The organism is Neorhizobium petrolearium, from assembly GCF_017873175.1.
Taxonomy (GTDB): Bacteria; Pseudomonadota; Alphaproteobacteria; order Rhizobiales; family Rhizobiaceae; genus Neorhizobium; species Neorhizobium petrolearium.
In genome coordinates this window covers 45,775-71,878 of sequence record NZ_JAGGJW010000021.1, presented here as the reverse complement: position 1 = coordinate 71,878, position 26,104 = coordinate 45,775, and the positions used below count along the sequence as shown (strand labels likewise).

Below are 26,104 nucleotides of genomic sequence, written 5' to 3'. Positions count from 1 at the left end.
CTCCTCTCAAGCTGAAGGTTGACCCCTTCATGCTCGGAGATCTTCGTCCGCCCGTCACCTCTGATCGATTAAAGCCTCACCGATGCCGTCAACGGGGCACACGTCTCAAGGCCTGCGCCTTCCCTCCCGCGCGAGCGGGTTCGTTCTTTGGAGCATTTCAGCCGAAGTCGCTGCTCTACAGAAGCGGAAGTGCTTCTGACTGCCACCGGCCGTTTCCAACTTGTACAGCGATCAGTGTCGTTTCGCGGCCCGCGCTTCTCTCCGGGATCGGCACGACCAGGTTTTATCATCAGCTCGGAGCGCAGCACCTTCCTTTCCGGTCGGCGAAGATGGGCACAAAGCCGACTACCCCATCTATGCTGAACGACGTTTTAGGCGCCCGATCTTCGGTCTCCATCTAAGGGGAGGGGAAAATCGGTGACGTGAGCTCGTGGACGGGGTGGAGACTGATCCGCATATGAAGCTCATCCTTACCCGCTCAAGGTATGAAAATCGTGGTTCTTTCGTTCCTTCCGTGTTTTCGTGAGTGATATTTCATCCTGGCGAGACCTTTGTTGTTTAGCATTCAATGAGATACAACCGCAGACCTGGGGCTTCCGAAGGCCTCCGGAGACCGACGATGCAAGCTGCAACATTCCGATCCGCGCTAACGACGGCTGCTGTTGTCCTTGGATTTTTTGCTTTCGTTGCCCTTTTGAGTTGGGGGGAGTACGCCAATTGGAAGGCGCAGGTTGTACGTGTCGAGACGAGCCTGACCCAGACGGCGGAGGCAATCACGCAACATGCCGACGACACGATCGAGATGTCATGGCTGTCGCTTGCCAGTCTGATTTCCGAGATCCGTGACGAGCAGCAACATCCTGAGATGCCCGCGAAAATCGAGACGGCCATCGCGTTTCAGATGAAGGCGTCTCCGACCCTCGATACGCTCTCCTATATCGATGCCACGGGGCAAATGGTTGCGACATCAGCCGACGACCCGCCGGCAAAGATGAATTACGCCGACCGCGAATATTTCCGGCTTCATAAGTCCAGTCCCTTCCGGCTGCCCGTTCTGGGCAAACCGATCAAGAGCCGACTATCCCATCAGTGGGTGCTGCCGATTTCACAGCGGGTGGTGTTGCCGGATGGTTCTTTCGGGGGCGTCGTCGTCTCCACCATTCGCGTCAATCACTTCATCCACGTCTTCCGGAACTTTGGTGTTTCGAGCGACCGATCATTCCTGCTGCTTCGCGGGGACGGCATCGTCATGGCCCGCGGTCCGATGGAGGAAACGCTCCTTGGCAGCAATATTTCTGCGCACGAACTGTTTGCCCATCACCTCAAGGTAAGGACCGTTGGCGCTTATGATTATCAGTCGCCCGTCGATGGGAAAGTTCGAATCGGCGGCTTCTATCAAAGCGGACGCACTGGCATCGTCGTGCTTGCCGCGGCCTCCGAACGGGAAGTTTTCCTGGAGTGGACGGGAACCGCAAAGGCCCGCTGGTTCTACGCCGCCGTCTTGCTGGTCGTGACGATCCTGGCGGCAGTGCATTGGCGCCATCAACTGAAGTTGCGCCGGGAGAGTGAAGCGCAGCTGGCGGCGCGCGAAGCGGAATTTCGTTTGCTGGCGGAATCGTCAAGCGACGTCATTGCACGTTTCGACGAGGCCGGCATCAGGGAGTATGTTTCTCCGTCTTCAACGCAGATTTTGGGCATCGAACCTCAAAGGCTCATCGGGAAAAGTGTGTTTGCCGGCATGGCGGAGGATGCTGAGTTAACGGTGCGCTCTGCAGCCGAACGACTGCAGGACGGCTCGACGCAGGAGAAGTTCATCATCAAGCATACCAAGCCGGATGGCGAGGAGGTCTGGCTTGAGACGGCATTGAGCAAGTTGCCGTCTCGGGAAAAGGCAGTCGCGACCCGGGTTGTTGCGATCACGCGAGACGTTACACAACACAAGAAGAAGCAGGACGAACTGGACGCTCTGGCCAATACTGACGAGTTGACGAAGCTTGCCAATCGGCGCTTCTTCAACACCCGCTTTGGGGAAATGATGCAGCGCGCCCGCCGGAACCGCACGCCACTTTCTCTCCTGATGATCGACGCCGACCGTTTCAAGCAGTTTAACGATACCTACGGCCATGCCGCAGGGGACGAATGCCTCAGGCAGATTGGCGCTGTCGTGAGCAATTGCGTCAAACGGCCCGGCGATATCGTCGCCCGCTATGGCGGTGAGGAACTCGCGGTTCTGCTTGCCGACACGGACATCCAAGGGGCATGGGCTGTCGCAGAAAGAATTCGCCTGCAAGTGCGTGGGCTGGCGTTGGCTCACGAAGGCAACCCGCCTGCTGGTCATGTCACGGTCAGTGTCGGACTGGCCACTTTGCCACCAGAAGCGCCAGCCGACGTCACCACGCACGCCCTGTTTAGCGAGGCCGATGCCGCGCTCTACCGTGCAAAGAATGCTGGACGCAATCAGGTTGTCTGTGGAGAGCAGTCCTACTTGAAACCCAATTCGGGGGCTGCGTCATAAGTTTCCGGTAGGCGCTCGCTCCTCAAACCATTCGACAGTTCCCGTGATTAAGGCGGATAACCTCCTGGACGACATTTTGCGGGGACTAAGACCCCTATGCCGAGAACGAATGGCCCGGCCGGACGGAAAAGCTGCGTCTCGTCCTTCTTCCCGCAATGTTCATCACCGCGCTTGGGGCCGAAGACATCGTTTTGACTGGCGTCAATGTCGGGTGAAAACCCGGCGGTAGAAATACAAACAGTCAATTGCGTGCGGTTCAGGTCGCGAAGCGATAGCCGGCCACGCGGACGAACGCTTCCCCCGAAGCCGGATCGGAAAATCGGGGCAAGGAGAGATGAACCATGGAAACACCAGTCGAAATCGCTAGTCACGGAGCGGAAATCTCACCCGCTGTTCAGGCTGCCCTGAAAGATCATGTGAGCGAACTTGAAACACGCTTCGGGCGGATTACCGATTGCCGTGTCGTCGTAACCGGGCCAGGCAAGCGACATCGCACAGGCGGCCTTTACGATGTGCGCATCCATCTAACCTTGCCGAATGGTCGGGAAGTTGCCGTCGACCACATCGATCACGGCGACGAGCGCCATTCCGATCTGAACTTTGCCATCAATGATGCCTTCAAGCGCGCGAGGCGGCAATTGCAGGACGAGGCAAAGAAGCTTCAAGGGGAGGTGAAATACCACGAGCCGCAGCCGTCGGGCACGATCGCCCGGATCGATCATGCGGGCGCGTTCGGCTTCATTGCAACGTCCGATGGCCGTGAGATCTACTTCCATTGCAATAGCGTGATAGGCACACGTTTTGATGACCTGGAAAAGGGGATGCACGTCACGTTTGCGGAAGAACAAGGCACAAAGGGTGACCAGGCCAGCACCGTGAGGTTCATGGGCAAGAGATAAACCGGACGCCGAAACGATACAAACCGCCTCGACAACGGGTGCATCTCAACGGGCTATCCATCTGTCGCCGATCTTGACATAAGAACGCTTGACGGCCGCCCATGCAACCCGGTGTGCGACCTCTTCCTGACGCGGATCGCCGGCATGCGCCTTGAACGCATGATTGAAGGTCTCGCGACAGATATCCTAAGCATGTTGAGGCAAGGCGTGCCGAACCGATGGGGTAAATCCGAATTCGTGGCGTAAGGCATATTGGCTCCAATCGGGCTCTCAGCTTCCCCAGCCGCCGCCGGGAGGGGCGAGATTCTCCAAACCAAACTTAGGAAACGCAATGCTCTTCAATTTTGGAAGGCGATTGGGTCGCGTGGCGGTGGGATCGGTCTTATAGGATGGCGCTGCTCTTCGTTCCTGTCGTAATTCGACCGGCCCTGGTGCTGCACGCTTCGAACCCTGAACTGCCCCGGTCGGGGTAGCACGCAGCCACAAGCGCGAGCACGGCGGACTCTACTATCCTCCGACCAAGGTTGAAATCGATCCTGCACGAGACCAGTTACTGTGCGAGGCCGAGGTTCGCCAGATAGGCCGCAGAGGCCTGGATCTGCGACTTGTCGCGGATCTCGATGATCAGACGGGGATTGGAGGTGATGCCGGCAAGGCGAACGAAGAAGGCGCGCCAGTTGATGTTGCCGTGGCCGACCGGCCAGTGACGGTCGGCATAGCCATCGGCATCCTGCAGATGCACGTGCTGCAGCAGGTTGCCGGCGTCATTGGCGAAGTAATCGACCGGCGGCGCGCCGGTGGAACCGGTGGCATAGGCCGCGTGGCCGGTATCGATCGACAGCGCGAATGCGCGCGAGTTGAAGCTTTCCACCAGACGGCGGCGGTCGGCGGGGTCCTTGTCCTCGATGTTTTCCAGCACGAAGACGCGGCCTTCGTCCTCGGCGCGCTTGACCGCGGCATCCAGCGTCTGGTGCGTCATCTCGAACACGCGTTGGCGCTGCTCCGGCCAGTTGTCGAGATTGTTGTGCATCCACGTCGTATAGGGGCTGTGGATGACGATCTGGGTGATGTTGAGCGCGGCCGCGACGTCAAGCGCCTGCTCCATGCGCCGCGCCACCAGTGCCCGCACATCCGGATCGGCCGAGGCGATATTGAGGCCCATGAAGGGACCGTGCATGCCGAGGCGGCCCTGATGGCCGTCAAGAAGCTGCTTTGCACGCTCCACTAGCGGCTGCCAGTCGCCGCAGAGAACTTCGGCCGGAACAAAATCCTGCAGCTCGAGATCGCGCGGCTTCTCCAGCAGCCAGTCCCGGTTCAGTTCGACGTCCTTCAACGTCATGGCGGCGCCAAGAATGGGCAGATCAGACATGGTATGGTCCTTCTATGGTGTCGAGCAGCATGCTGCGGGGGAGGGAGATCAGGAAAGCGTGGGGTCCAGCCGGTCGCGCAGCCAGTCGCCGAGAAGCGAGACGCATAGCGCGGTGGCGGTGATGACGAAGGCCGGCGCCAGCATGATCCATGGGGCGGACGACAGATATTCGCGGCCGAAACCGACCATGTTGCCGAGAGAGGTGCCTGGCGGCTGGATGCCGAGCCCCAGGAAGGAGAGGCCACTTTCCAGCAGGATGATTTCCGGAAAGGCGAGCGTCATCGAGACGATCAGGGTCGAGGCGATATTGGGCAGGATGTGGCGGCCGTAGAGGCGCCAGGGCGAGGCCCCCAGCTGATGCACGGCCGCCGCATAGCCATGCATCCGGCCGCTGATCGCAAGGCCGCGGGCAATGCGCGCATAGCGCTCCCAGGCGTGAAAACCGAGCAGGCAGACGAACAGCACCAGCGAGTTGCCGAAGAAGGCCAGCACCGCCAGCGCCAGCACCAGGAAGGGAATGGCGGCGGAAAAATCCACCAGCGCCAGAACGGCCTGCTCGACGATCCCGCGGAAATGCGCCGCGACGAACCCCAGCATCACCCCGATCACGGCACCGATGATGGTGGCGCCAAAGGCAATCAGCAGGCTCATGCGGATCGAGGTGATCAGTCTGGACAGCACGTCGCGCCCCAGTTCATCCGTTCCGAGCACATGGCTCCAGCTGCCGCCCATGAAGACCGGCAGGCTCAGTCGGTTGCGCAGGTCCATCTGCGTAAAACCGTAGGGCGAGATCAGGTCGGCCGAAACGGCGATCGTCAGCATCAAAACGAGCCACAGGAAGGCAATGGTGATCAGGATCGGCATGCGGTTGAGGCGCTCCAGCAGCGACCTCAACCGCGCCATCGGGGAACCGCCGGCCGCGGCGGTTGAGGAGGTGGTATCGGCCATGTTCTGGCTCCTTCAAGGGTAGCGCGGGCAGGAAACGGTGTGGATCATCAGCGGCGCGCCGGCCTTGCCTGCCCATGCATGCGCGGGTCGACCAGGCCGTAGAGAACGTCCACGATCATGTTCGCCGCGACCATGGTGATGGCGATCATCAGGACGATGGCCTGCACGATGGCGAGGTCCCGGTTGGCGACGGAGATGACCAGCAGCCGGCCGACGCCGGGCCAGGAGAAGACACTCTCGACGACAACGGCACCCGCGACGAGACCGCCCAGCATGAAACCGATGATGGTGATGGTCGGAATGGCCGCATTCTGCAGCGCATGACGCCAGACCACGGCCGACCACGGCAGGCCCTTGGCGCTTGCCGTGCGGATATACGGCTGGCCGAGCACCTCCAGCATGGCGCTGCGGGTAAAGCGCGCCAGAAGGGCGGCGCCGCCGAAGCCCATGGTGGCAATCGGCAGGATGGCGTTCAGCCAGCTGTCCTGCCCGGCCGAGGGCAGCCAGCCGAGATTGACGGAGAGGATCAACACCAGCAGCATGGCCAGGATGAAGGAGGGCACGGCAAAGCCCGTGACCGCCATCACCATGACGCAGCGATCGATCAGCGAGTTGCGGTGAAGCGCGGCATAGACGCCGGCGGGAACGCCCACGATGAGGTTCACCAGGAAGGCCGGCATGGTGAGCGCCAGCGTCGAGGGAACCCGCTCCAGCACCACCGCCATCGCATCGCGACCATCGCGCATGGACCGGCCGAGTTCGCCGCTGAAGACGGCCTCGAAAAACGAGAAATACTGGATCCATAGCGGCTGATCGAGACCCCAGGACTTCCGGAAGGCGTCGATTGCCTCCGGTGGTGCATCGGCGCCCATGATCACCATGGCCGGATCGCCCGACATGCGCAGAACGACGAAAACGAAGGTGACGACCATGATGATGCTGACGGCAGCGCGCAGCAGCCGGGAAAGAAGGTAATGCAGCATGTCAGCAGGTCTCCAGCAAAGCGGGAGCACGGGCGGCTGCCGCCTCCCCGTGTGCGATATGGCAGGCGACGCGCCGGCCGTCGCTGCGGCGCGGCTTCAGTTCCGGGGTCTCAGTCCGGCAGGTCGCCGTGGCGACCGGACAGCGCGGATGAAAGGCGCAGCCCGTCGGGCGATTGGCGGGGTTGGGCGGATCACCCTGCAGGATGACCCGGTTCGTCGTCTTGCCCGGATGCGGAATGGCCGAGACGAGTGCCTGGGTGTAGGGATGAGCGGGATCGTGCAGCACCGCATCCGGATCGCCTTCCTCGACGATCCGGCCGAGATACATCACCGCGACGCGCTGGCTGATCTGGCGTACGGCCCGGAGGTCGTGGCTGACGAACAGCATGCCCATCTTGAGCCGCTCCTGCAGGTCGGTCAGCAGGTTCAGCACCAGCGCCTGAATCGAGACGTCGAGCGCGCTGATCGGCTCGTCGCACACGAGTAGATCCGGATTGGTCACCAACGCACGGGCAATCACGGCGCGTTGGCGCTGCCCGCCGGACAGAGATTGCGGATGCCGGGCGACATGATGCGGCTGCAGACCGACCTCCGCCATCACAGCGGCGACCCGTTCCTCTCGTTCTGCTGCGGTGCCGATCCGGTGAATATCCAGCGGCTCGGCAATCTGCACGCCGACGGCCAGACGCCTATCGAGGGCCGCCAGCGGATCCTGATAGACCATCTGCATGCGCCGGCGAAGGTTCGCCCAGGCCGCCGTGCCGCTGGGCGGCATGGCGTTTCCGTCGAAGATGACAGAACCGGTATCCGGCGGCTCGATGCCCAGCACCAGCCGCGCCGTGGTGGATTTCCCGCAGCCGGATTCGCCGACCAGCCCCAGCGTTTCGCCGCGCGCCACGCGGAGCGAAATCCCGTCCACGGCCCGCACGGCGGTCGGGCGCCCCAGCAGCCCACGCCGCACCGTATAGCTGCGCGCAAGATCACGCGCTTCGAGCAGATCTGCCGTGCCCGCACTCATTGCATGGCCCTTTCGCGCGTCGTCGCAGCGTGATGATGCGACGGATGGCCTGCCTGGCGGTATGGTCTGGCATGGATGCAGGCTGCACTATGGTCCTGCGTCAGGGGCAGTGGCACCGGATCGACCTCCGCGCAGCGGTCGGTTGCCGCATTGCAGCGGGGCGCGAAGGCGCAGCCTTGCGGCATATGCGCCGCCTCCGGCACGCTGCCGGGAATGGCTACCAGCCGGCGCCGCGCGCCGCTGAGCGGCGGCAAGGCCCCCATCAGCCCGCGCGTATAGGGATGGCTTGGATGGGTGAAAATCTGAGCGCTTGGCGCCTCTTCCACGATCCGGCCGGCATACATCACGGCAATGCGCGAACAGGTTTCTGACACCACGCCGAGATCATGCGAGATCAGCACCAGCGCCATGCCGGTATCGCGCCGGAGCGTGGTCAAAAGATCTAGGATCTGCGCCTGGATGGTGACATCCAGCGCCGTTGTCGGTTCGTCGGCTACCAGAAGCTCCGGCTCACCGGCCAGCGCCATGGCGATCATCACGCGCTGGTTCTGCCCGCCGGAGAGTTCATGCGGATAGGCATTGATGCGGTTCTTCGCATCGGGAATACCGACCTGATCCAGCAGGCGGATGACCTCCGCCTTCGCCCTCTGCCCGGTCATGCCGCGATGCAGGCCGAGCGCCTCGCCGATTTGACGCCCGATGCGATGGACGGGATTGAGGCTCGCCGCCGGATCCTGGAAGATCATGGCGATCCGTCCGCCGCGCACCGGCTCCAGCCGCGCCTTCGGGGCACCGAGAATCTCGGTGCCATCGATGAGAACGGAACCGCGCACCGTTGCTGAGGCAGGCAACAGGCCAAGTGCTGCGAGCCAGGTCACGGACTTCCCGCAACCGGACTCGCCGACCAGCCCGACCGCTTCGCCGCGCTCGACCGCAAGATTGATGCCCCGCAAGGCCGGTGAGCGGCCGAAAGCGACCGAGAGGTTCTGGATCTCGACGAAAGCCATCACCTCAGGCGCTCCAGTTGTGGCGACGGAAATCCATGACGAAGGACTGGGAGGGAACCCACTTGATATCGGCGCGCTTGGCGGTGAAGGAGGCGTTGCGGTGCAGGACGACATAGGCCGGATCTTCAATCTCGATGATCTGCAGCATGCGGCGCCACACCGCGATGCGGCGGGTGCGATCAGTGCTGGAGCCGAGTTCCTTGGAGAGATTGCCGAATTCTTCGTTCCGCCATTGGTTGTTTCGCCAAGGCGAACCGGCAGGGCCCCAGGAGCCGGACATCTGTACATAGGGGTCCGGCAGGCTGGCTGCCGCCGACCAATCGTGGATGCCGCGGGTTTCCGGGCCGCCTTCGCTGATCTGGCCCCAGTTCTCCACCATCTGCAGCTTGATGTTGAGGCCGACCGAACGCCAGTTTTCCGTGTTGATCTGGGCGGTGGCCGTCTGGGCGGTATAGTAGTCGTTAAGCACCCGGTAGGGGATAGGCTCGCCATTGTAGCCTGCCTTGCGCAGCAGGGCGCGCGCCTTGTCCGGATCGTAGGCGGGGTTTTCGTGATCGGCGATGTAGAAGTCGCCATAGAAGGTCCACTGCAGGCCGCGCGGCACTTCGGTGCGTCCGCTCCACAGGGATTCGACGATCAGTTCGCGATCGACGGAATGGGTCAGCGCCTGGCGCACCAGCGGATTGGCCAGCACCGGATGAGACTTGTTGAACACGGTGTAGCGTGTGTTGTTGATCGGGCCGCCCACAACCTTGAAGCGCTTGTCGGCCTCCACCGTTGCGATCTGGTCCGGGGGGATGTCGCATGCGAAATCGGCGCCGCCGGAGCGCAGCAAGTTGATGCGCGAGGCCGTTTCCGGCGTTTCCACGAAACGGATCTGGCGAAGCGGCGGGCGACCTTCCCAATGATCGTCGAAGGCGGCCAGCGTCAGGACGGAATCCGGCTTGTATTCGGCGACCGAATAGGGACCCGTGGTGACAGGCTGGCGCGCCCAGTCCATCCAGCTCTTGGCTTCGAGAAAGGCGCGCTTGCTGACGATCATGCCAATCGAGGCCGAAAGGCGACCTTCGAGAACCGGGTCGATGGAGCCGTTGTGAAGCCGGACCTTGTGCGGCCCGAGCACCTCGATCCGCTCGAAGGCAGGAAGTGCCTGGCGGGCCACGGCCTTGACGTTGTCGGGAACCTCGACTGATCCGCCGCCCCACATCCGGTCGGGACCGTAGGAGAAGGCCACGTCCTCGGCGGTCATCACGTCGCCGTTGTGGAACTTGACGCCTTCGCGCAGGTCCACATCGACCGTTCGATCGTCGAGGCGCTTCCAGCCGGTCGCCAGTTGCGGCTGCAACGACATGTCGCCGATCCAGTCATTGCCGAGCAGGGTTTCGGCATAGCTCGTGTAGATGCGAGCGCCGACGTTCGACTGTTCCGTCAGCATTTCCAGCGTGTTGGAGGTGGAAATGCGCTGAACGGCAACAGTCACGGCGGGGCGATCGGCGGATTGTGCCGAGGCAAAACGCGGCATGGCAAAGGCAGCCGTTGACGCTGCCGAAAGGGAAAGGAGATGGCGACGGGTGATTCCAGTCATTTTCTTGACCTTCTGAAAATGGCAAGCAAAGGGGCGTGCCGCAATAACGCGAGAGACCCGCGTCCGGCGTGATGAAGCGTCGATGATGACGTGACGATGATCTGCGTTGCCCGGCGGAATGTTCACTTTCGGTGTGCCCGCCGCGATGCGAATTTCCTTAAGGGCTCATTGTGAAACGCGCATGACAGCTGTAGGTACAGCTATGGAATTTCAGGGGTCAGGGACGATTGATGGAGCCGCAATGGTTCAGGGTATATCAGGCGGTGAAGAAGGCCATTCTGGTGGGGGAGATGCTGCCGGGCAGCAAGGTTCCGCCTGAATTCGATCTGTCCGAACAGTATGGCGTCAGCCGCAACACGGTGCGGCGCGCCTATCTGGCGCTGTCGCAGGAGGGATTGATCCGAAGCGTGAACGGTCGCGGCTCCTTCGTCATGCAGACCGGACTGACCTATGAAGTGGATGCAACCTCCCGTTTTCGCGATGTGCTGGACCAGCAAGGCGTGCGCTCCGCCATCCGCATGGTGGAAAGCCAAGAAGTGCCGGCAGACCAGGAGATCGCCAACATCCTCCACCTCAAGAGCGGACATCTCCTGCTGCGCGTCACCACGCTGATCCTCGGCGACGAAGTGCCGTTCATCCTGACGGTGCGGCACATACGCGCCGATCTCGTGGTGGACCTGGACAGAAAGCTGAAAGAGACGGATTCCCTGACGCAAATCGCACGGCGCGAAGGGCTTGGCCAGTTGCGCCGCGTGTCGACCACTGTAGCGGCGCGGTTGCCGACGGAACGGGAGTCAGCCCTGCTGCAGTGCCCGGCCAATGCGCCGGTACTGGTGGTTCACTCGACCGGACGCATCGACAATGGTCTGCTGCTGGAGTGCCAGAAGGCTGCGATGAACAGTCAGCTTATTCGGCTGTCGTTCCAGGCCGAGGGTCGTTGATCGCGCGCAGCGCAGGTTTCGTCTCTTGCGCGAATTTCCGTGCATCAATGAAATCTGGAGGTCATGCGCTATGTACTGGCCAGGCCTATCGCCGCGGCCCGGACATTCAGGACAGCATCCAGGTGGCCCTGCCACTACGCTGCTGCGCATGGTCGTCGTATTCTGACGCCTGCTGGACGGATCAATGCCAGGACTGCTCCATGGCCTCTGGGAGCGCGATGCCTCGGTTGGCCGCTTCGGTGAGATAACCGGAGCGTAAGCCATGGTCGAAAAATTCCGCCGGGTCCAGTCCTGCCATCTGCGGCCGCTGCTTGACGATGTCGTTGATCGCCTTTGGATCAAGCGTACGCTGCGAGACATTTCCCAAGCGATCAATCGCCCGGAACACACTGCTACTTTCGATCCTGCCGAGGTCAAGCCCGGCGTTGAGCGAGTCGACAGGCCGCCGCCGCCAGACATTAGGAAACGCCAGACCGCAGACAACTGCAGCCTGGCCTTTTTTCGCTTCGCCGGATTCAGGCCGCTTCGATAATGACTTTCAGCGCCTGCGTGCTCGCCGCTCTCGAAAAGGTATCGTAGGCATCGAGGATCGCGTCGAGCTTGAAGCGGTGGGTGATGAGTTTCTTCGGATCGATCTTGCCTGATTGCACCGTCTTCAAAAGCATCGGCGTCGAGACCGTGTCGACCAGCCGGGTCGTAATCGAGATGTTCTGCGACCACAGCTTTTCGAGATGCAGATCGGCTTTTACACCATGTACGCCGACATTGGCGATGACGCCGCCAGGCGCGATGATCTCCTGGCAGAATTCGAAGGTGGCCGGGACACCGACGGCCTCGATCGCCGTATCGACACCCTTGCCACCGGTCAGATCGAAGATGCGCCGTTTCGCCGCTTCTCCATCCGCCTTGACCGTCTCCGTCGCGCCGAAACGTTTCGCCACCTCAAGCCGGTTTTCGTCGAGATCGACCATGATGATCTCCGACGGCGAATAAAATTGCGCGGTCAGCAGCGCGGCGAGCCCGATCGGCCCGGATCCGACGATGGCAACCGTGCTGCCGGGCTGCACCTTACCGTTCAGGACACCGCATTCGAAGCCGGTCGGCAAGATGTCGCTCAGCATGACGAGCGCATCTTCGTCAGCGCCATCCGGGATCGGATAAAGGCTGGTATCGGCATGAGGAATACGCACATATTCGGCCTGGGTGCCGTCGATCGTATTGCCGAGGATCCAGCCGCCTGTGGTGCAATGGGAATACATGCCGCGCCGGCAATATTCGCATTTGCCGCAGGATGAGATGCAGGAGATCAATACCCGATCGCCCTTCTTGAATTGGGTCACGCCGGCGCCGATGTCCTCGACAATTCCCACACCCTCGTGCCCGAGGATGCGGCCGGGCGTGCAGGTCGGCACATCGCCTTTCAATATGTGCAGATCGGTGCCGCAGATGGTCGTCCGGGTGACCTTGACGATCGCGTCAGTCGGTGCCGCGATTTTCGGGACAGGCCTCTCCTGCACGCTTTTCTTACCCGGTCCTTCATAGACGAGAGCTTTCATGGTGTTTCTCCTGGTTAAGGCGACGACACGCCGTTTGCGATCAACATCGCACCATAGGAGCAAATCGCCTTGACCCCTATCAATGCCGGCGAGTTCGCCCCTGAATATGCCCGCCGCCCAAAGCCGACTGAGATCAATGCCCTCACCGGAAGGTGGTATAACAAAAGAGGAGAACAGCAAGGACGATTAAAATGGAAGTCATCGAGGCAATCTATGGCCGTCGCGCCACGCGGGCCTTTACGGCGGAGCCGGTCGATAAGTCGATGCTCGAATTTCTGATCGAGGCTGCCATTCAGGCGCCCAGCGCCGTCAATGGGCAACCCTGGGATTTTACCGTTATTCGGAATAAACCGCTGCTCGACCGGATCTCGTCAGTGGCCAAGGCCCATGTGCTGAAGGCATACCAAGAGAACGCTCCTCCGCCTCATCTGCGCGAGCACCTGGAAAATCCGGATTTCCATATCTTCTATCACGCTCCGGCGCTGATCGTCATTTCCGCCAGCAGCGGCGATTGGGCCGTCGAAGATGCCTCGCTTGCCGCAGAAAACCTGATGCTTGCCGCCTATGCCCGTGGGCTCGGTTCCTGTTGGATCGGCTTCGCCCAGCGCTGGCTGGAGACGGAAGAAGGCCGCAAGGCCATTGGTGTGCCGCAGGATTTCGTGCCGGTCGCGCCAATTATCGTCGGCCATCCTGCTGCACCGATGCCGCCTGTGCCGCGCAATCGCGCACGTCTTCGCTGGCTGGACTGATGTAGATGATCGCCATCGGATCTGACGAATGTCTGGATCACCTTAGACAGCAAGAGCAAACCTGCCCAGACGACTGGAGGATACGATCAAAATCATTACCGGTGGCAGAACGGGAGCAGGTCAAGGCATTGCGCGGAAGATCCGAACCCGAGGCGGCCAAAACTGTCATGGCGGTCTTGGTCGCCGATCCGCAGGATGAGACCGCGGCGGCATCTGGATGACAAGGCAGCGGTCTTGTTTCATCCTTGGTGTTGTTGCCGCCAGACGACGAGGAGAAGTGCTGATGCGACATGTTCTGCTTGCCACGGACGGATCGGAAAGCGCGGCGCGCGCGACGGAAGTTGCCGTCGGCATGGCGCTGACTGGTGGCGGCAAACTATCGATTCTGACGGTCGAGGGGCATGCTAGGGAGGACATCAAGCAATTTGCGCGGGCGGAAGGAAGTGTCGGCGACGCCATTGAAGGACTTGCAAATCAAATCCTGCACCAGGCGAAGGAAGCCGCTCATGAGGCGGGTGTTCCCGACGTTGAGGTACAGTCGGCCCGGGGTGACTCCGCTGAGGTGATCATCGACAAGGCCCGATGAGACAAGGTGGACGTCATCGTCGCCGGGCGCCGTGGACGACGAAGGCTGACCGGATTGTTGCTCGGCAGCGTATCTCAAAGGCTTGTAAGCCTAGCCACCTGCGCAGTCGTTGTCGTTCCATGAAAGATTGAGGCGCCGTCACAAACCGCTCATGTGAGGCTTGGATTGCCTTGAAAGACCCTCTCAACACCTGCCGACATGGTTCACGGTTCACGTCTTGGGCTATCATTTGGAGTAAGACATCCCGCGATGCGTAGCAGAAAATCAAAGAAAGCCGGTAGCAGGCTGAACACCATCATTGCGTGACCGCTTAAGAGGGGGCTCGCTACAGGTGACGGTCGTATTTCATCGTCTTTGCCGCCGGGAAGCATTTTGACGCCGGCATCAATCGCACCTGGCCAAGTCTGAATGATCTTCGTAACAAAGGTTCTATTCTTTTAATTTGTATCATGGCGTGATATAAATTAATCAAAATCGTGCCCGAATTACGGGCGCGTCAAAAAAATGGCTGGGGCTAAACCTTGCAAGTTGAGATGGTGCTATATTGGGAGGAAACATGGCGGACATGGATGAATTCGCAAGGCTGTCGCTGCTTCTCGAAAGCAAGTTGAGCGAGCGGGGAATCTTGAACCTCGACGGTTTGTTGATGTCCGCTTCATTGCCCGCCGATATCGAGGAGAGACTGGACGGATTGATCGACAACGTCGCCGAGCTGGAAGGATTGATCCGCATTGCTCACGCCGCCCGGCAGGGCGAAACTCTTTCGCCACCGGTCGCGGGTGCCGTTCGCGTCATGATTGAGGAAGTCTGCGACGCCCTGTTTGAGCCGGAGGAGCTTCGGAACTTGTCTGGGCTGCATTAGTGTAGGTCGTTTCAATCACATGGTTGTGTCCGGTTCCGATGAAGTTCAAACCTTTGGTTCTGCTTGCACTTTTGCCTCTCGCGCATCCAATCCTGGCTGGAGAGGTCTCAGGCTGTACCGCTGCAGCCAAAGGCCTGCTCGTGACGAAACCTGGCCAACTGCTATCGGTTGTGCAGGCAAGGGAAAGCTGCACCGCCATTTTTCTGATGTACCGCGAGGGAAAACGTCCGCGAAGGATGACGGTCAACTTTCGAAGGAGCCCTGACGAAAGCGCCGGCATCCGATGGGAAACGGTTGGCCCGGCGAAGATATTGCCGGTGGCGGGACGCGAGCCATCCTCCCGGTGAATAGTCGTGCTGCGCCGCGTGGAAGAAAGAACCGAGCGTCAGATGGACCGTGATCGTTTCGGGAGTTACGCTTGTCATGAGATTGAGGACGGCACGCTATTTCAAAGCGCTCGCGCTGTTGGGCGTCGGGCTCGGATCATTGCCTGCTGCCGCGGCAACGCAGTCGGTACTGCCTACGGGCACTCCCGATATGCCGCGCTATATCGTCGATGTCGCCGGAAAGCGGGTCCGGTTGGTTGGCCCAAGATTTTTCACGGATACGACCAAGAAGCTGAGGTTTCCCGGCCGGAACGATGCCGTCCGGGGAGGGCAGGTCAAGTAGCTGATCGATAGGCCGAGCTGTCATACCAAGCAAACAGGGGGGGCCGACCCAGTCATCGGCGATATCTGGGGTCAAGCGTCCGGTTCGCTCATCTGGCGTAGGCGCCGAAGGGACTCGGCCAGCAAGGGTTCATGTGCGAGCATCTCGCGAAGGTGATCACGCGCAAGCGTATCGAGAAGCGCTTCTCCAGAGGTCGTCAGCTTGAGCAAAACGCTGCGCCTGTCTTTAAGGGATGCTTTGCGCAGCACAAATTTTGCCGCCACGAGACGGTCGGCGAGTTGCACGGCGGCATGATGTGACAGCAGCATATCGTTTGCGAACTGCTTGATCATGATCTCGTTGTTCGCAGCGACCTTGATGACAAGAAGCGCCTGATATTGTTGGGAGGTAATGCCTGCCTTGGTCAGGACCGCTTCACTGAAGGCGAGAAACCGGCGCATAGCGAGCCGCACCCCTGCCAGTCCTTTGAATATTTCAATGTCTAACTGGTCCTGGGCAGGGCTCATCTAGGTTTACTCGAACGAGGTTAGATCAATATTGCAGCGATAGGGCTGCGAAGGATAGCTCCCAAGAGCATCTAAGGTCGATCTTCAACGGCAAGCCAGCGCAAATCACTGCGGCAGATGTCTTGGTCGCCGGCTGCAATGGGCGAACTTCAGCCTGAGCCGCAACGACCGCACCGCAGCCGGCTTCGGTCCGGTGTCCGGATCAAACATTGCCGGCAGATAGTTCGATGATTTCGTTGGTGATTTCTTCCTGGCGCAGCTGGCGTGAAAGCGACACGAGCCCGTCGAGCGTTCTGCCAACATTGGACTTTGCCGCGATCATGGAACGTGTCCTGGCCTCGTTTTCCGCCGCGAAAGACAATGTTAGCGCTTCGCACAGCTCTGCGAAGACATATTCTTCGGCGAGTTGTGTTACGAGGCGCTGCGCAGGAAGGGTGATCAGCGGCGGCTGCGCGGACCTGGAGGGCGGAAAACGCCGATAGTCGAACGGTATGAGCGGCCTGCAAAGGATATCGAGCTGGCCGGCTTCGCCGAGGGTCGTATAGACCATGGTCACCCGCGAAAGCTCACCTGTATCCAGCCGGTCGTAGAGCGTCTCCATGATTCGGCTGGCAAGATCTGCGATCTGAGCGACATGGGCGACCATGGGAGCCGTCCATTCCACCGCGACGTTTCTTTCGGCCGCGACCATCAAACCGCGGTCGCCGATCATCAAAAGCCGGCTCTGCGGGTCCTCTTCCATGATCGCGACTGTGGCATCGAGAACGCGCTCGCTGAAACTGCCCGCAAAACCCTGGCCTGCCGATATCGCGATAATGGCATGTCCTGGCTCCGCCGCGCCAAAGGAGATGGCCGTCTTTGACGGCAGGAGCGGAAGAGCTCTGCTGATCGCATTTCCGATGGATTCGGAATAGGCGCGGATACCTTCAAGATGCGTTCGTGCTTCATGCGAGCGGGCGGCGGCTATGCCGCGCATGGCCGTCACGACAGCCAAAAGCTGTTCGGCGGAGCCGATCCTCGCTTCGACATTGCTGAGGCGGCTGGTCACTGAGGTGTCTCCGGGTCGGTTGTTGAGTTGCCGGCGACCATCGCGCGGACTGCGGCAACCAACTCGCTTCGCTGAACATCGTCGAGCGGTTTGCCGGCAGCTATGGACCGGGCGACCTCGGGCGCTCTTCCATCGATCAGAGAGGGAATGCGGGCCCTGAGCGCGAGGATGTCGGCGGGGGGCATTGCATCGAGTGCGCCTGCGCCGAGGGCCGTAAGAAGTCCGATCTGGTCGACCATGCGCAGCGAAGCGAAACGCGGCTGGGCAAGCAGCGTGCGAATCCGTTCTCCACGGTCCATCTGCGCCTTGATGCGGTTGTCGGAAATGCCGCCGAAACGGGTGAACATCTCAAGTTCCAGGAACTGCGAATAATCGAGCCGGATACGTCCGGAAACCTGCCGCAGCGCCGGATGCTGGGCCTTGCCACCGACCCGACTGACGCTCAAGCCCACATCCACGGCCGGTCGCTGATTGGCGGCGAAGAGCCGCGAGTTCAAGACGATCTGGCCATCGGTGATGGAGATCAGGTTGGTGGGAATATAAGCCGACAGGTTGCCGGCGTCCGTCTCAGCGATCGGTAGGGCCGTCAGCGAACCGCCGCCACGCTCGGCCGACAGCATCGCCGCGCGTTCAAGAAGCCGGGCGTGCAGATAGAAAATATCGCCGGGATAGGCCTCACGGCCCGGCGGCTCCCGCGTCAGCAGGGCAAGCTCGCGATGGGTCGCTGCATGTTTCGTCAGATCGTCGATGACCACCAGCGCATGGCCGCCGCGGTCGCGGAAATATTCGGCCATGGTGAAGCCGGCAAAAGGCGCGATCCATTGCATGCCGGGGGATGCCGATGCGGATGCCACCACGAAGATGCAGCGTTCCGGTGCGCCGTGAGTACGAACTGCCTCGATGACCCGCTCGACCGCCGTCGCACGCTGGCCGACTGCAACGTAGACGCAGATGATGTCCGAATTCTTCTGGTTGATGATCGTATCGATGGCGATTGACGTCTTGCCGGTGGCCCGGTCGCCGATAATCAGCTCCCTCTGGCCGCGGCCCAGCGCAAACAGCGCGTCGATCACGAGTATACCGGTCTCGACCGGCCGGGAGACGAGATCGCGCTCGATGATCGCCGGGGCAGGGCGTTCGGCTGGATGAAAGGCCTCAGCGTCGATCGGGCCTTTGTCGTCGAGGGGACGCCCGAGAGGGTCGACGATGCGTCCGAGCAGGGCTTCTCCCACCGGAACCCGTACGACTTCGCCGGTGCCCGTCACGCGCGAGCCGGCCTCGATCGTGTCGCCCTCATCGAAAAGTACCGCGCCGATGGTATCGGCATCGAGCGTGAGCGCAAACCCGGTGCGGCCGCCGTCGAAATGCAGCAGTTCATTCAGCCGGGCTTTGGGCAGGCCGGAAACGCTGGCAATTCCGTCCGCCACCTGTTCCACCCGCCCGACTGCTTCCGCGAGGGGAGCCAATTGAGTTCGCGCAACCGTTTCGCGGCTTTGAGAAAGCCAGGCTCTTGTCTCGGTATCAATCTCTGCCATGGCTTTTGAGCTCCCGCAGAAGGCGATCCAGATCGGCCCGGAAATTGTTGCGAACCACCGCGTGGGGCGCGTCGATTTGCAAGCCCGCGAGCAGCGTCGGATCCGCCGCGACAGTGATCTCCACCGGTTTTCCCAGGACCTCGGCAAGCATGGCCCGAATGTCGCTTGTTTCCTTATCCGTCAGGGCCCGGACCGCCCGTACCGGAACCGGTCCGCTCTCGGTGATCGCCGCCAGGCTTTCCGGCGGCAGAGCCCGCAAGGCCATGGCAATGCCGTCGATGAAACCGGTAATCTTGGCAGTTTCCGGCAGCCGGGTGACCAGTTTCGCAGCAATATCGACCGCCAGCGACTTGGCGTCTTCGGCATAGGAGGTCTCCGTCTCTTTTCTGTGACGTTCTATATCGGTCTCCACCGCGGCGCGGAGCTTTTCCGCTTCCGCCCGTCCGCCGGCAAGCACGGCCGCCTTTGCCGCCTCGGCCTCGGCAAGGGCGGCCTTCAGCGCATCGTCCCTTGTCGCGGCAAGTCGGGAGGTTTCCTCTGCCGCCTTTTGCTTTTCCGCCATGGCATCCGTCCTGGCGGCTTGCGCATCGGCAATCAACTTCGCTGCTGCAGCCTGCCGGGCATCGATCATCGCGGCGACGGGCTGCATGAGAAAGCGTTTCAGCAACCAGAGCAGCACGAGGACGTTGACCGTCTGCAGCGCAAGTGTCCACCAGTCGAGATGCATGGCGTTTGCGTCCTCAACCGGCGTAGGGGTTTGCGAAGAGGACCAGAAGCGCGATGACCAGGCAGTAGATCGCCATGGTCTCGATCATGGCGAGGCCGACGAAAAGCGTGCGCGAGAGCGTACCGGCCGCTTCCGGCTGACGTGCGATGGCGTCCATGGCCGCGGCAACGGCCCTGCCTTCGGCAAGTGCGGGGCCGATCGCGCCGAAGGAGACAGCAAGAGCTGCCGCGATAATGCTGACGATTTCGATGACATTCATGGTTGTTTCTGCTCCTGTAGATGCGAATTGGTGGGTGATGCGGCCTCTCCGCCGACTGCAGCACCGATGAAAACCATCGTCAGTACCGCGAAGATGTAGGCCTGTACGGCTCCGGTCAGCAGGTCGAGCGCCATCAGCGGAATGGGCACCAGCAGGCCTGCCAGCGAAACCACGATGCCGATGACAAAGACGCCGCTCATGACATTGCCGAAGAGACGCACGATCAGGGAAAAGGTACGCGTGATCTGCTCGACCACATTGAGCGGGATCATCACCCAGCTTGGTTCGGCGAAAGTCTTGAGATATCCGGCCGCACCCCTGATCCTGATGCCGTAGAAGATAGTTGCGCCGAACACGATGAGGGCAAGAGCGGTGTCCGTTTCCAGATGCGCTGTCGGCGGTTCAACGCCCGGAACGAGGGAAGACCAATTGGCGACGAGCACGAAAATAAAGATGGAGCCGACAAGCGGCCGGTAGGGGCGGGCATCCGTCTGCATCGTGTCGCGGATCTGGCCGTCGATGGTTTCGACAAGCATTTCCAGCACAGCCTGTGTCTTCGAGGGCGTTAGAGAAAGACGCCGCGTTGCCAAAATGGAAACGAGCGTCAGCACCAGCATGATGGCCCAGGTAACGACGACCGGAGCGGTGATCGGCACAGGGCCCAGAAAGAAAAGCGGCGTGATTTCGAGCGGCGAGGTCATGAAAGGCTCCCAGTCCTCCGTAAAACGAGGCTGCGCGCGATGAGAATTCCCAGCATGCCGCAAAGCAGTGTCATTGCCCCGAATGTGGCGAGCAGGGCGAGCGCGCCACCCAAAAAGCAAAGGCGCAAGAGCTGAAGAAGAAAGGCTTTCGGAAGGCTTCCTCCGGTGAAAAAATGAAGGTTCCACCGAAGTGTCGCGAAATGGAGGAGGCCGATCAGAAGACCCGCGACCAGTCCGATCCCGGCCTGGAACCCAATGCCAGTTGCTTGCAGCGAGAGAATATTTCCAGTCATGAGCGATGCATCCATTTCCAGGCTGACCAGAGGCCGAAGGCGGCGCCGATCATGATGAGCGGCGCGGAGAAGAAGATGCCGGTCCCCAGGCTGCGATCGATGAAGCGGCCAAGGATCACGCCAAGCAGGGTCGGCACGATGATCGTCCAGCCGAGAATGCCGATCTGCCCAAGGCGGACGCCCAGCGAAGGCTCCGGTTCTTCGACACTTTTGCGATCACGCTCGGCGGCGCGGCGTGCCGCTTCCTTCAAACGATCCTTGCTTTGCGGAGGTTCGGGGCCGGTCGTCATATCTCGGCCTTTCCATCGGTCGGAGCGATCGCTCGCCCTTCACCCGGACGCAAGTATTTCATCAGTTGCCGCACCGCATTGGCGTGCATCCGTGCCTGTTCGACGCGGGAGCAGCGATCGACATCGGCAAGTTTCGACCGCATCCGTTTTACGTCCTCCTCGAGCTTGGTGAGGTCGTCGCTAAGCGTGCCCTGGCGGCAGGCAATGGAGACTTCGCTGCCGCCTGAAACCGTGACGATGCCGCCGCTGACGGCGCAAAAATGCATCTTGCCTTTTAGATCCCGCCAGCGGATGACGGACGCCGGAAGCACCGTCAGAAGGTCGGCGTGACCCGGCAGGATGCCAAAACCGCCGCTTGCGTCCTCGGCACGCAAGGAACGGATACCCGCGGCATCCGCCAGGACGGCCGAGGGCGTCGTGATAACGAGGTGAAGGCCGTCGCTCATTGGTGCACCTTTGCGCTCATTGGTGTACCTTCGCCGGCGATCCGACGTCCGTCCGGCGCATCGCCTCTTCCTTTTCGCGTGCCTCGTCCAATGTGCCGACCATATAAAGCGAGCTTTCGTTCCAGTCGTCGCAAGCGCCTGCGAGGATGGCTCGGCAGCCGGCGATAGTATCGGCGAGCGTGACCGAGCGGCCTGCCGTGCCCGTGAATGCCTCGGTGACGGCAAAGGGCTGCGTGAGAAACCGCTGGAGCCGTCTTGCCCGCTCCACGATGCGGCGATCGTCGCTGCCGAGTTCTTCGACGCCGAGAAGCGAGATGACGTCCTGCAATTCGCGATACCGTTCGATCGTGCGGCGGACATCCATTGCGACTTCGGCATGATCGCTGCCGACCACGAGAGGATCAAGCAGCACGGATGACGATGCTATGGGATCGACCGCCGGATACATCCCCTCGGCCGCCATGTCGCGTGACAGCACGACCATGCTGTCCACATGCGCGGCAATCGTCGTGACGGCAGGGTCGGTGAAGTCATCAGCGGGAACATAGACGGCTTCGATCGCGGTGATTGAGGCATCGCCGACCGAAGCAATCCGTTCCTGAAGGGCTGCAACTTCGCTGGCGAGTGTTGGCTGGTACCCGACGCGCGACGGCAGGCGTCCGAGCAATCCAGACACTTCTGCGCCCGCCTGGACAAAGCGGAAGACGTTGTCCATCAAAAGCAGAACGTTCTGGTGGCGTTCGTCGCGGAAGTATTCGGCGATCGCCAGCGCGGTCATCGGCACGCGCCAGCGGGCTCCCGGCGGTTCGTTCATTTGGCCGAAGACGAGTGCGGTGCGGGCAAGTACGCCGGAGGATGTCATGTCCAGTAACATTTCGTGCCCCTCGCGGGAGCGCTCGCCGACGCCCGCGAAGACAGAAATACCCCGGTAGCTCTTGACCATTGCGTGGATCAATTCCATCACGAGAACCGTCTTGCCGACGCCCGCTCCCCCGAACATGGCGGCTTTCCCGCCTCGGGCGATCGGCGTCAGGAGGTCAATCACCTTGATGCCTGTGACGAAGAGATCGGAAACGCCTTTCTGAGTGACGAGTGCCGGAGGCTGCCGATGGATCGGACGACGCGGCAGGCTGGCCGGAAATTCTCCGCGACCATCGCCGGCATTGCCGGCGACATCCATCAGTCGTCCCAGGACCGCATCGCCGACGGGCACGTTGAGCGGCTGGCCGAGACGCACAGCCTCGTCGCCCCGCCGAAGCCCGCTGGTTGTCTGGAGCGCGATTGCGCGGACCGTGTGACGGTCGAGATGCGCCTGGACCTCTGCCAGCAAAGTGACGCTCTCGCCCTGAAGTGAAAGAGCTTCGTCAATCTCGGGAAGTTTTTCCGGCGCGAAGGTGATGTCGATCACTGCGCCGCGGATCGCTACGATTTTTCCCGATTCTGCCATGGCAATTCTGCCTCGATTGAAAGCTGAACTCCACGGCAAACTGTCTGGATGAACCGATCGCTACATTGATCTTTGTCACCCCCGTCTGAGAATTCCCATCGGCTTGTCCCCGGAGCGTTCGCATGGCCTCAAATTCGAACACAGCATCCTGAGGATGATCCTGGTCCGGAACTTTCAGGATGGATGGTGTTGGTGGTGCACCGGATAAAATGCCGGAATTTCGTAGATCGACATGTCCGACTTCAACGACAAGTCTGGGTAACGACCGGCCCGAAGCAGCCATCGACAATCCGAATTCTCTACCTTACTGCGGGCAGGAACCGCAGCCCACGCAACGCGTTGTGTGTCGGAAACAGAGGAGAAAGACGATGCTTAAGGGTATTTTATTATGGGCGATAGGCGTCCCTATCTTCGTGATCATCCTGCTTTACATGTTTGTCTTCTAGACAGAGCATCAAACCCGCGGAGTATGCCGCCGGCAGGTGGCGGCACCACCATCAAGGACCCGCAACTGCGGTGCGAGGACAGTTCTCGATCCTCGATGTGATGATTTTGGTGGTGTAAGCGGTGCGTTCGTTTCAGCCGACCGAACGCGCCCGCATGGACGGGCGAAGTCGCGCTTACTACTCCGTCGGCCGGTCGTACCTAGTGCACCGACTGGCTGGCGTCGTCGTCGCCGAGGAACGAACGAATGCCGTCCCGTTCAGTCGTGGCAAGAAATTCCTCCCACGCCTCCTTGTCGCTGACGAAACTGCCCTCCCAAGTCGTTACGTCTTCCTCCTGCGAGATCACCTCGAGGGTCCAGCCGTCGCTACTGCCGGCGGGCCTGTGAATGTCCACTAGAACAGTAATCCCGTCGTCTTCGAATTCGCCGGAGAAATCCGAATGCTCCAGCTTTGGCTTTTTCGTCATCGCCACCCGCTCCTCATTCCAATGCCGCGTGCGCTAGGCTGTGTGAAAACCCCGGCAGAACCGGTGAAATGTTTTTAGTGACCTCAACCTAGCGGACAAGCAAGATTTTTGATCTGCATTGCCCCACCTGGGGCCTGAGATGGTTGGGAGGTCCTGACTGTCGGCGTCTTGCTGCAGAAGCGGTACATCCGTCCGCTGAGGCGGCAATTGCATTCAAAAGTGCTCCTGCGGCGATCAAACTGCTTACGAGCTTACAATTGCAGGCAAGAACGTGCGGTGCATCGACACGACGGATATGCATCTTCGATGTCACCGACTGGTCGTAAAACCCGCCTTGGCGCATGAATGTCACCGGCTGGTGAAAATTATACGCCAGAACTCCAAAAACACTGTTCGGTGATATTACGAATACCCCGTGCAGGGGAAATGATTGCACGGAGCGCGGTCTAAGCCCTTTCCGCGGCTAGGCCCACGTCCGCCATCACACCGCCAACAGGCGCCGATTTCTTTGGCAACAACGTTTGACGGGAGACGCGCCAAGTTATAGCCGGGAGAATGCCAGCGGCCGAAGAACGGTTGGGCAGGAACCGACGGCGCATTCGAACGAGAGCGGATCGGGCGAGCGCGAAAGAAGGGCAAGCGGCAGGCAGGGGGCACCCGAGAGAGGCCGAAAGGCCGCGACGGTTTCCCCATAGGCTTCGCCATTGACGATGACCGCGAAATCGCCGGCGAAAAGAGGCGATCCGGCTTCACGCGCGGGAAGGGGGGCACGTCTCTGCCCGAGCGCTTTTTCAAACAGGCCGGAGCCGGAGGACAGGCGCAGCATGCGGTTCTGCTGTTCCTCCACCAGCGCAAAGGCCTTGGGGATGAATTCCTTCACCCACTCGTCTTCCTTGGCCAATGCTGCGCGACAGGCCTCGCGTTCGGCCCAGTCCGCGTAGCTCCACAGATGATGGATAACGTTAAGGGGGCCGGTTTCGGCGAGCCAGTAGCCCATCAGTGGCAGATGCCGGCTCACGAATGGAAGCCCGTAGCCCGCCAGCAGTTCGAGATAGGGTATCGCCGCTCCGGGCTTCAGCCGGTAGCTCCGCCATTCGTGAATCATGTTTCCTCCATGCCTTACGGCGTCGCGGGAATAGTCCCTTTCGAGCGCGACGCGCATAGCAAGATTGTTGCAGGAAGCCTTGCCATGAAATGGATCACCCGTCGCAAAACATGGACGATCCATCGCTCTCACGCGCAGCTCTACGCGTGGCTGCTCGCCACCTGCTTGCGATAGGCGCCGGGCGATATGCCGGCCTGCCGGGTGAAGAAGCGGTTGAAATAGGCGGGATCGTCGAAGCCCGTCATATGGGCCACCTGCGCCACGCTGCTTTCGGTATAGACCAGATAGCGCTTGGCCTCGATGGTGACGCGTTCGTAAAGCAGGTCGGACGCCGTTTTGCCCGCCCGGTTCTTGCAGGCGGCGTTGAGCCGCGCCGGGGTGACGGCGAGAGCATCGGCATAGAAGGCCGGCGAGCGCTCGCTGCGGAAATGCTCTTCCAGCAGCGCCCGGTAACGAGCGAGAAGATCATAGTCCCGGTCGGGCGCGATGATGCGCGGATCTTCCTGTGTGATGCTGAGGCGCAGGACCACCACCAGAATCCGCATGAACTGCGCGAGGATCGCGGTACGGCGACCGGGGGCGGACCAGACATATTCCCGGTGCAGCCAGTAGAAGGTGTCGGTGACGGCGGCGATGTTGACACCGGTTCCTTCCAGCGAATAGACGGCCGGGCGGCTCGCGGCATCGACAAGCCTTGCGTCACTCTCCGCTGCCGCCTTCAGGCAGCCGAGGGCGGCGGTGACGACGAAGCCGTCGGTTCCCGGATCGAAGTCGATCTGGTGGACGATACCCGCCGGGATGACCAAAATCCCGGGGACGGGGATCGTCAGCGAAAGGTCCTCCATGCGGATGGTGCCGCCACCCTCGCGCACCAGCAGAACCTGCATGTGATCGGGATGCGCATGCGGACGAATCCTCCAATCATTCGGACCGCTTCGCTCCCTGATGATCTCGATATCCAATAAGTCTAGTTCGACATCCGCACCCTGATCTCCATAGAGATAGTAGTGCGGAATGCTCGCCGTCGCCTCGCCGCCCATTTTTCCTCCCATTGCTCCGATCGAATTGTGCAACAATTGCACGGCAGCGTCCATTGGTCCGGCCTCTCCCCGCGCGTAGCAATTTCCCTGTGTAGCGTGAGAAACGGG

Annotated in this window: 27 protein-coding genes and 2 pseudogenes; 7 read left to right on the top strand and 22 right to left on the bottom strand. The window is 61.0% G+C overall.

Going from position 1 to position 26,104, the window contains the following annotated elements; translation table 11 throughout:
- Nucleotides 1–619: 619 nt before the first annotated feature.
- A complete protein-coding gene (locus J2046_RS29960) occupies nt 620–2,515 on the top strand; it encodes a diguanylate cyclase domain-containing protein (protein WP_210058080.1) in 1,896 nt (631 codons plus the stop codon).
- A 341-nt stretch (nt 2,516–2,856) separates the two neighbouring features.
- The gene (locus tag J2046_RS29955) at nt 2,857–3,414 is read left to right on the top strand and encodes an HPF/RaiA family ribosome-associated protein (protein WP_210058079.1); all 558 of its coding nucleotides are present in this window, start codon (nt 2,857–2,859) and stop codon (nt 3,412–3,414) included.
- A 45-nt stretch (nt 3,415–3,459) separates the two neighbouring features.
- On the opposite strand, the gene J2046_RS29950 is transcribed toward J2046_RS29955, so the two are convergent.
- The 7 genes from J2046_RS29950 to J2046_RS29920 form a co-directional block, all read right to left on the bottom strand.
- Complete coding sequence (locus J2046_RS29950; RefSeq protein WP_411828569.1) at nt 3,460–3,597, bottom strand: ChaB family protein; 138 nt, start codon at nt 3,595–3,597, stop codon at nt 3,460–3,462.
- A gap of 367 nt (nt 3,598–3,964) precedes the next feature.
- The gene (locus J2046_RS29945) at nt 3,965–4,783 is read right to left on the bottom strand and encodes a sugar phosphate isomerase/epimerase family protein (RefSeq protein WP_210058077.1); all 819 of its coding nucleotides are present in this window, start codon (nt 4,781–4,783) and stop codon (nt 3,965–3,967) included.
- A gap of 48 nt (nt 4,784–4,831) precedes the next feature.
- Nucleotides 4,832–5,731: an ABC transporter permease gene (locus J2046_RS29940; protein ID WP_210058075.1), complete on the bottom strand. Its 900-nt coding sequence runs from the start codon at nt 5,729–5,731 to the stop codon at nt 4,832–4,834.
- A gap of 47 nt (nt 5,732–5,778) precedes the next feature.
- Nucleotides 5,779–6,714, bottom strand: coding sequence for an ABC transporter permease (locus J2046_RS29935; RefSeq protein WP_210058073.1), 936 nt, complete (start codon nt 6,712–6,714; stop codon nt 5,779–5,781).
- A gap of 1 nt (nt 6,715) precedes the next feature.
- Nucleotides 6,716–7,732: an ABC transporter ATP-binding protein gene (locus J2046_RS29930; protein ID WP_210058071.1), complete on the bottom strand. Its 1,017-nt coding sequence runs from the start codon at nt 7,730–7,732 to the stop codon at nt 6,716–6,718.
- Nucleotides 7,729–8,742, bottom strand: coding sequence for an ABC transporter ATP-binding protein (locus J2046_RS29925; protein ID WP_411828568.1), 1,014 nt, complete (start codon nt 8,740–8,742; stop codon nt 7,729–7,731). Before J2046_RS29925 ends, J2046_RS29930 begins: the two co-directional genes overlap by 4 nt.
- A 1-nt stretch (nt 8,743) precedes the next feature.
- Complete coding sequence (locus tag J2046_RS29920) at nt 8,744–10,324, bottom strand: ABC transporter substrate-binding protein (RefSeq protein ID WP_210058067.1); 1,581 nt, start codon at nt 10,322–10,324, stop codon at nt 8,744–8,746.
- Nucleotides 10,325–10,554: 230 nt separating this feature from the next.
- On the opposite strand from J2046_RS29920, the gene J2046_RS29915 reads away from it, so the two are divergent.
- Complete coding sequence (locus J2046_RS29915; protein ID WP_210058065.1) at nt 10,555–11,265, top strand: GntR family transcriptional regulator; 711 nt, start codon at nt 10,555–10,557, stop codon at nt 11,263–11,265.
- Nucleotides 11,266–11,371: 106 nt separating this feature from the next.
- On the opposite strand, the pseudogene J2046_RS29910 reads toward J2046_RS29915, so the two are convergent.
- A pseudogene (locus J2046_RS29910) lies at nt 11,372–11,710 on the bottom strand (site-specific integrase); the annotation flags it as partial.
- Nucleotides 11,711–11,780: 70 nt separating this feature from the next.
- Nucleotides 11,781–12,821 (bottom strand): zinc-dependent alcohol dehydrogenase family protein, encoded by a 1,041-nt coding sequence (locus tag J2046_RS29905; RefSeq protein WP_210058063.1) that lies wholly within the window; start codon nt 12,819–12,821, stop codon nt 11,781–11,783.
- Nucleotides 12,822–13,012: 191 nt separating this feature from the next.
- Here J2046_RS29905 and J2046_RS29900 point away from each other — a divergent pair, with 191 nt between their 5' ends.
- The 4 genes and pseudogenes from J2046_RS29900 to J2046_RS29880 all read left to right on the top strand — a co-directional run bounded on the left by J2046_RS29900 (nt 13,013) and on the right by J2046_RS29880 (nt 15,687).
- Nucleotides 13,013–13,570 (top strand): nitroreductase family protein, encoded by a 558-nt coding sequence (locus J2046_RS29900; protein ID WP_210058062.1) that lies wholly within the window; start codon nt 13,013–13,015, stop codon nt 13,568–13,570.
- Nucleotides 13,571–13,787: 217 nt separating this feature from the next.
- Nucleotides 13,788–14,279, top strand: a pseudogene (locus tag J2046_RS29895) (universal stress protein).
- A gap of 433 nt (nt 14,280–14,712) precedes the next feature.
- A complete protein-coding gene (locus tag J2046_RS29885; RefSeq protein WP_210058056.1) occupies nt 14,713–15,018 on the top strand; it encodes a hypothetical protein in 306 nt (101 codons plus the stop codon).
- 423 nt (nt 15,019–15,441) lie between these two features.
- Nucleotides 15,442–15,687 (top strand): hypothetical protein, encoded by a 246-nt coding sequence (locus J2046_RS29880; RefSeq protein ID WP_210058054.1) that lies wholly within the window; start codon nt 15,442–15,444, stop codon nt 15,685–15,687.
- Nucleotides 15,688–15,758: 71 nt separating this feature from the next.
- Here J2046_RS29880 and J2046_RS29875 read toward each other — a convergent pair whose 3' ends face one another.
- The 13 genes from J2046_RS29875 to J2046_RS29815 all read right to left on the bottom strand — a co-directional run bounded on the left by J2046_RS29875 (nt 15,759) and on the right by J2046_RS29815 (nt 26,050).
- The gene (locus J2046_RS29875; protein ID WP_210058052.1) at nt 15,759–16,193 is read right to left on the bottom strand and encodes a MarR family winged helix-turn-helix transcriptional regulator; all 435 of its coding nucleotides are present in this window, start codon (nt 16,191–16,193) and stop codon (nt 15,759–15,761) included.
- Nucleotides 16,194–16,395: 202 nt separating this feature from the next.
- Entirely contained in the window at nt 16,396–17,241 is an 846-nt protein-coding gene (locus J2046_RS29870) for a F0F1 ATP synthase subunit gamma (protein ID WP_210058049.1), read from the bottom strand.
- Nucleotides 17,238–18,776, bottom strand: a complete 1,539-nt coding sequence (locus tag J2046_RS29865) for a F0F1 ATP synthase subunit alpha (RefSeq protein ID WP_210058048.1) — start codon at nt 18,774–18,776, stop codon at nt 17,238–17,240. Before J2046_RS29865 ends, J2046_RS29870 begins: the two co-directional genes overlap by 4 nt.
- On the bottom strand, nt 18,763–19,503 hold the full coding sequence (locus tag J2046_RS29860; RefSeq protein ID WP_210058046.1) for a F0F1 ATP synthase subunit delta: 741 nt from the start codon (nt 19,501–19,503) through the stop codon (nt 18,763–18,765). Before J2046_RS29860 ends, J2046_RS29865 begins: the two co-directional genes overlap by 14 nt.
- A 13-nt stretch (nt 19,504–19,516) precedes the next feature.
- Entirely contained in the window at nt 19,517–19,762 is a 246-nt protein-coding gene (locus J2046_RS29855) for a F0F1 ATP synthase subunit C (protein ID WP_210058044.1), read from the bottom strand.
- The gene (locus tag J2046_RS29850; protein WP_210058043.1) at nt 19,759–20,463 is read right to left on the bottom strand and encodes a F0F1 ATP synthase subunit A; all 705 of its coding nucleotides are present in this window, start codon (nt 20,461–20,463) and stop codon (nt 19,759–19,761) included. Before J2046_RS29850 ends, J2046_RS29855 begins: the two co-directional genes overlap by 4 nt.
- The gene (locus tag J2046_RS29845) at nt 20,460–20,771 is read right to left on the bottom strand and encodes an N-ATPase subunit AtpR (protein WP_210058041.1); all 312 of its coding nucleotides are present in this window, start codon (nt 20,769–20,771) and stop codon (nt 20,460–20,462) included. Before J2046_RS29845 ends, J2046_RS29850 begins: the two co-directional genes overlap by 4 nt.
- Nucleotides 20,753–21,046, bottom strand: a complete 294-nt coding sequence (locus J2046_RS29840) for an AtpZ/AtpI family protein (RefSeq protein WP_210058039.1) — start codon at nt 21,044–21,046, stop codon at nt 20,753–20,755. The genes J2046_RS29845 and J2046_RS29840 overlap by 19 nt, the downstream gene beginning before the upstream one ends.
- Nucleotides 21,043–21,492: a F0F1 ATP synthase subunit epsilon gene (locus J2046_RS29835; RefSeq protein WP_210058037.1), complete on the bottom strand. Its 450-nt coding sequence runs from the start codon at nt 21,490–21,492 to the stop codon at nt 21,043–21,045. Before J2046_RS29835 ends, J2046_RS29840 begins: the two co-directional genes overlap by 4 nt.
- A gap of 16 nt (nt 21,493–21,508) precedes the next feature.
- Entirely contained in the window at nt 21,509–22,939 is a 1,431-nt protein-coding gene (gene atpD, locus J2046_RS29830) for a F0F1 ATP synthase subunit beta (protein ID WP_210058035.1), read from the bottom strand.
- Between the two features lie 645 nt (nt 22,940–23,584).
- Nucleotides 23,585–23,851, bottom strand: coding sequence for a hypothetical protein (locus J2046_RS29825; protein ID WP_210058033.1), 267 nt, complete (start codon nt 23,849–23,851; stop codon nt 23,585–23,587).
- A 541-nt stretch (nt 23,852–24,392) separates the two neighbouring features.
- Nucleotides 24,393–24,956 carry an NIPSNAP family protein gene (locus J2046_RS29820; RefSeq protein WP_210058031.1) on the bottom strand — a complete coding sequence of 188 codons (564 nt, stop codon included), beginning with the start codon at nt 24,954–24,956 and terminating at the stop codon, nt 24,393–24,395.
- Nucleotides 24,957–25,096: 140 nt separating this feature from the next.
- On the bottom strand, nt 25,097–26,050 hold the full coding sequence (locus J2046_RS29815; RefSeq protein ID WP_210058029.1) for a helix-turn-helix domain-containing protein: 954 nt from the start codon (nt 26,048–26,050) through the stop codon (nt 25,097–25,099).
- Between the last annotated feature and the right edge of the window lie 54 nt (nt 26,051–26,104).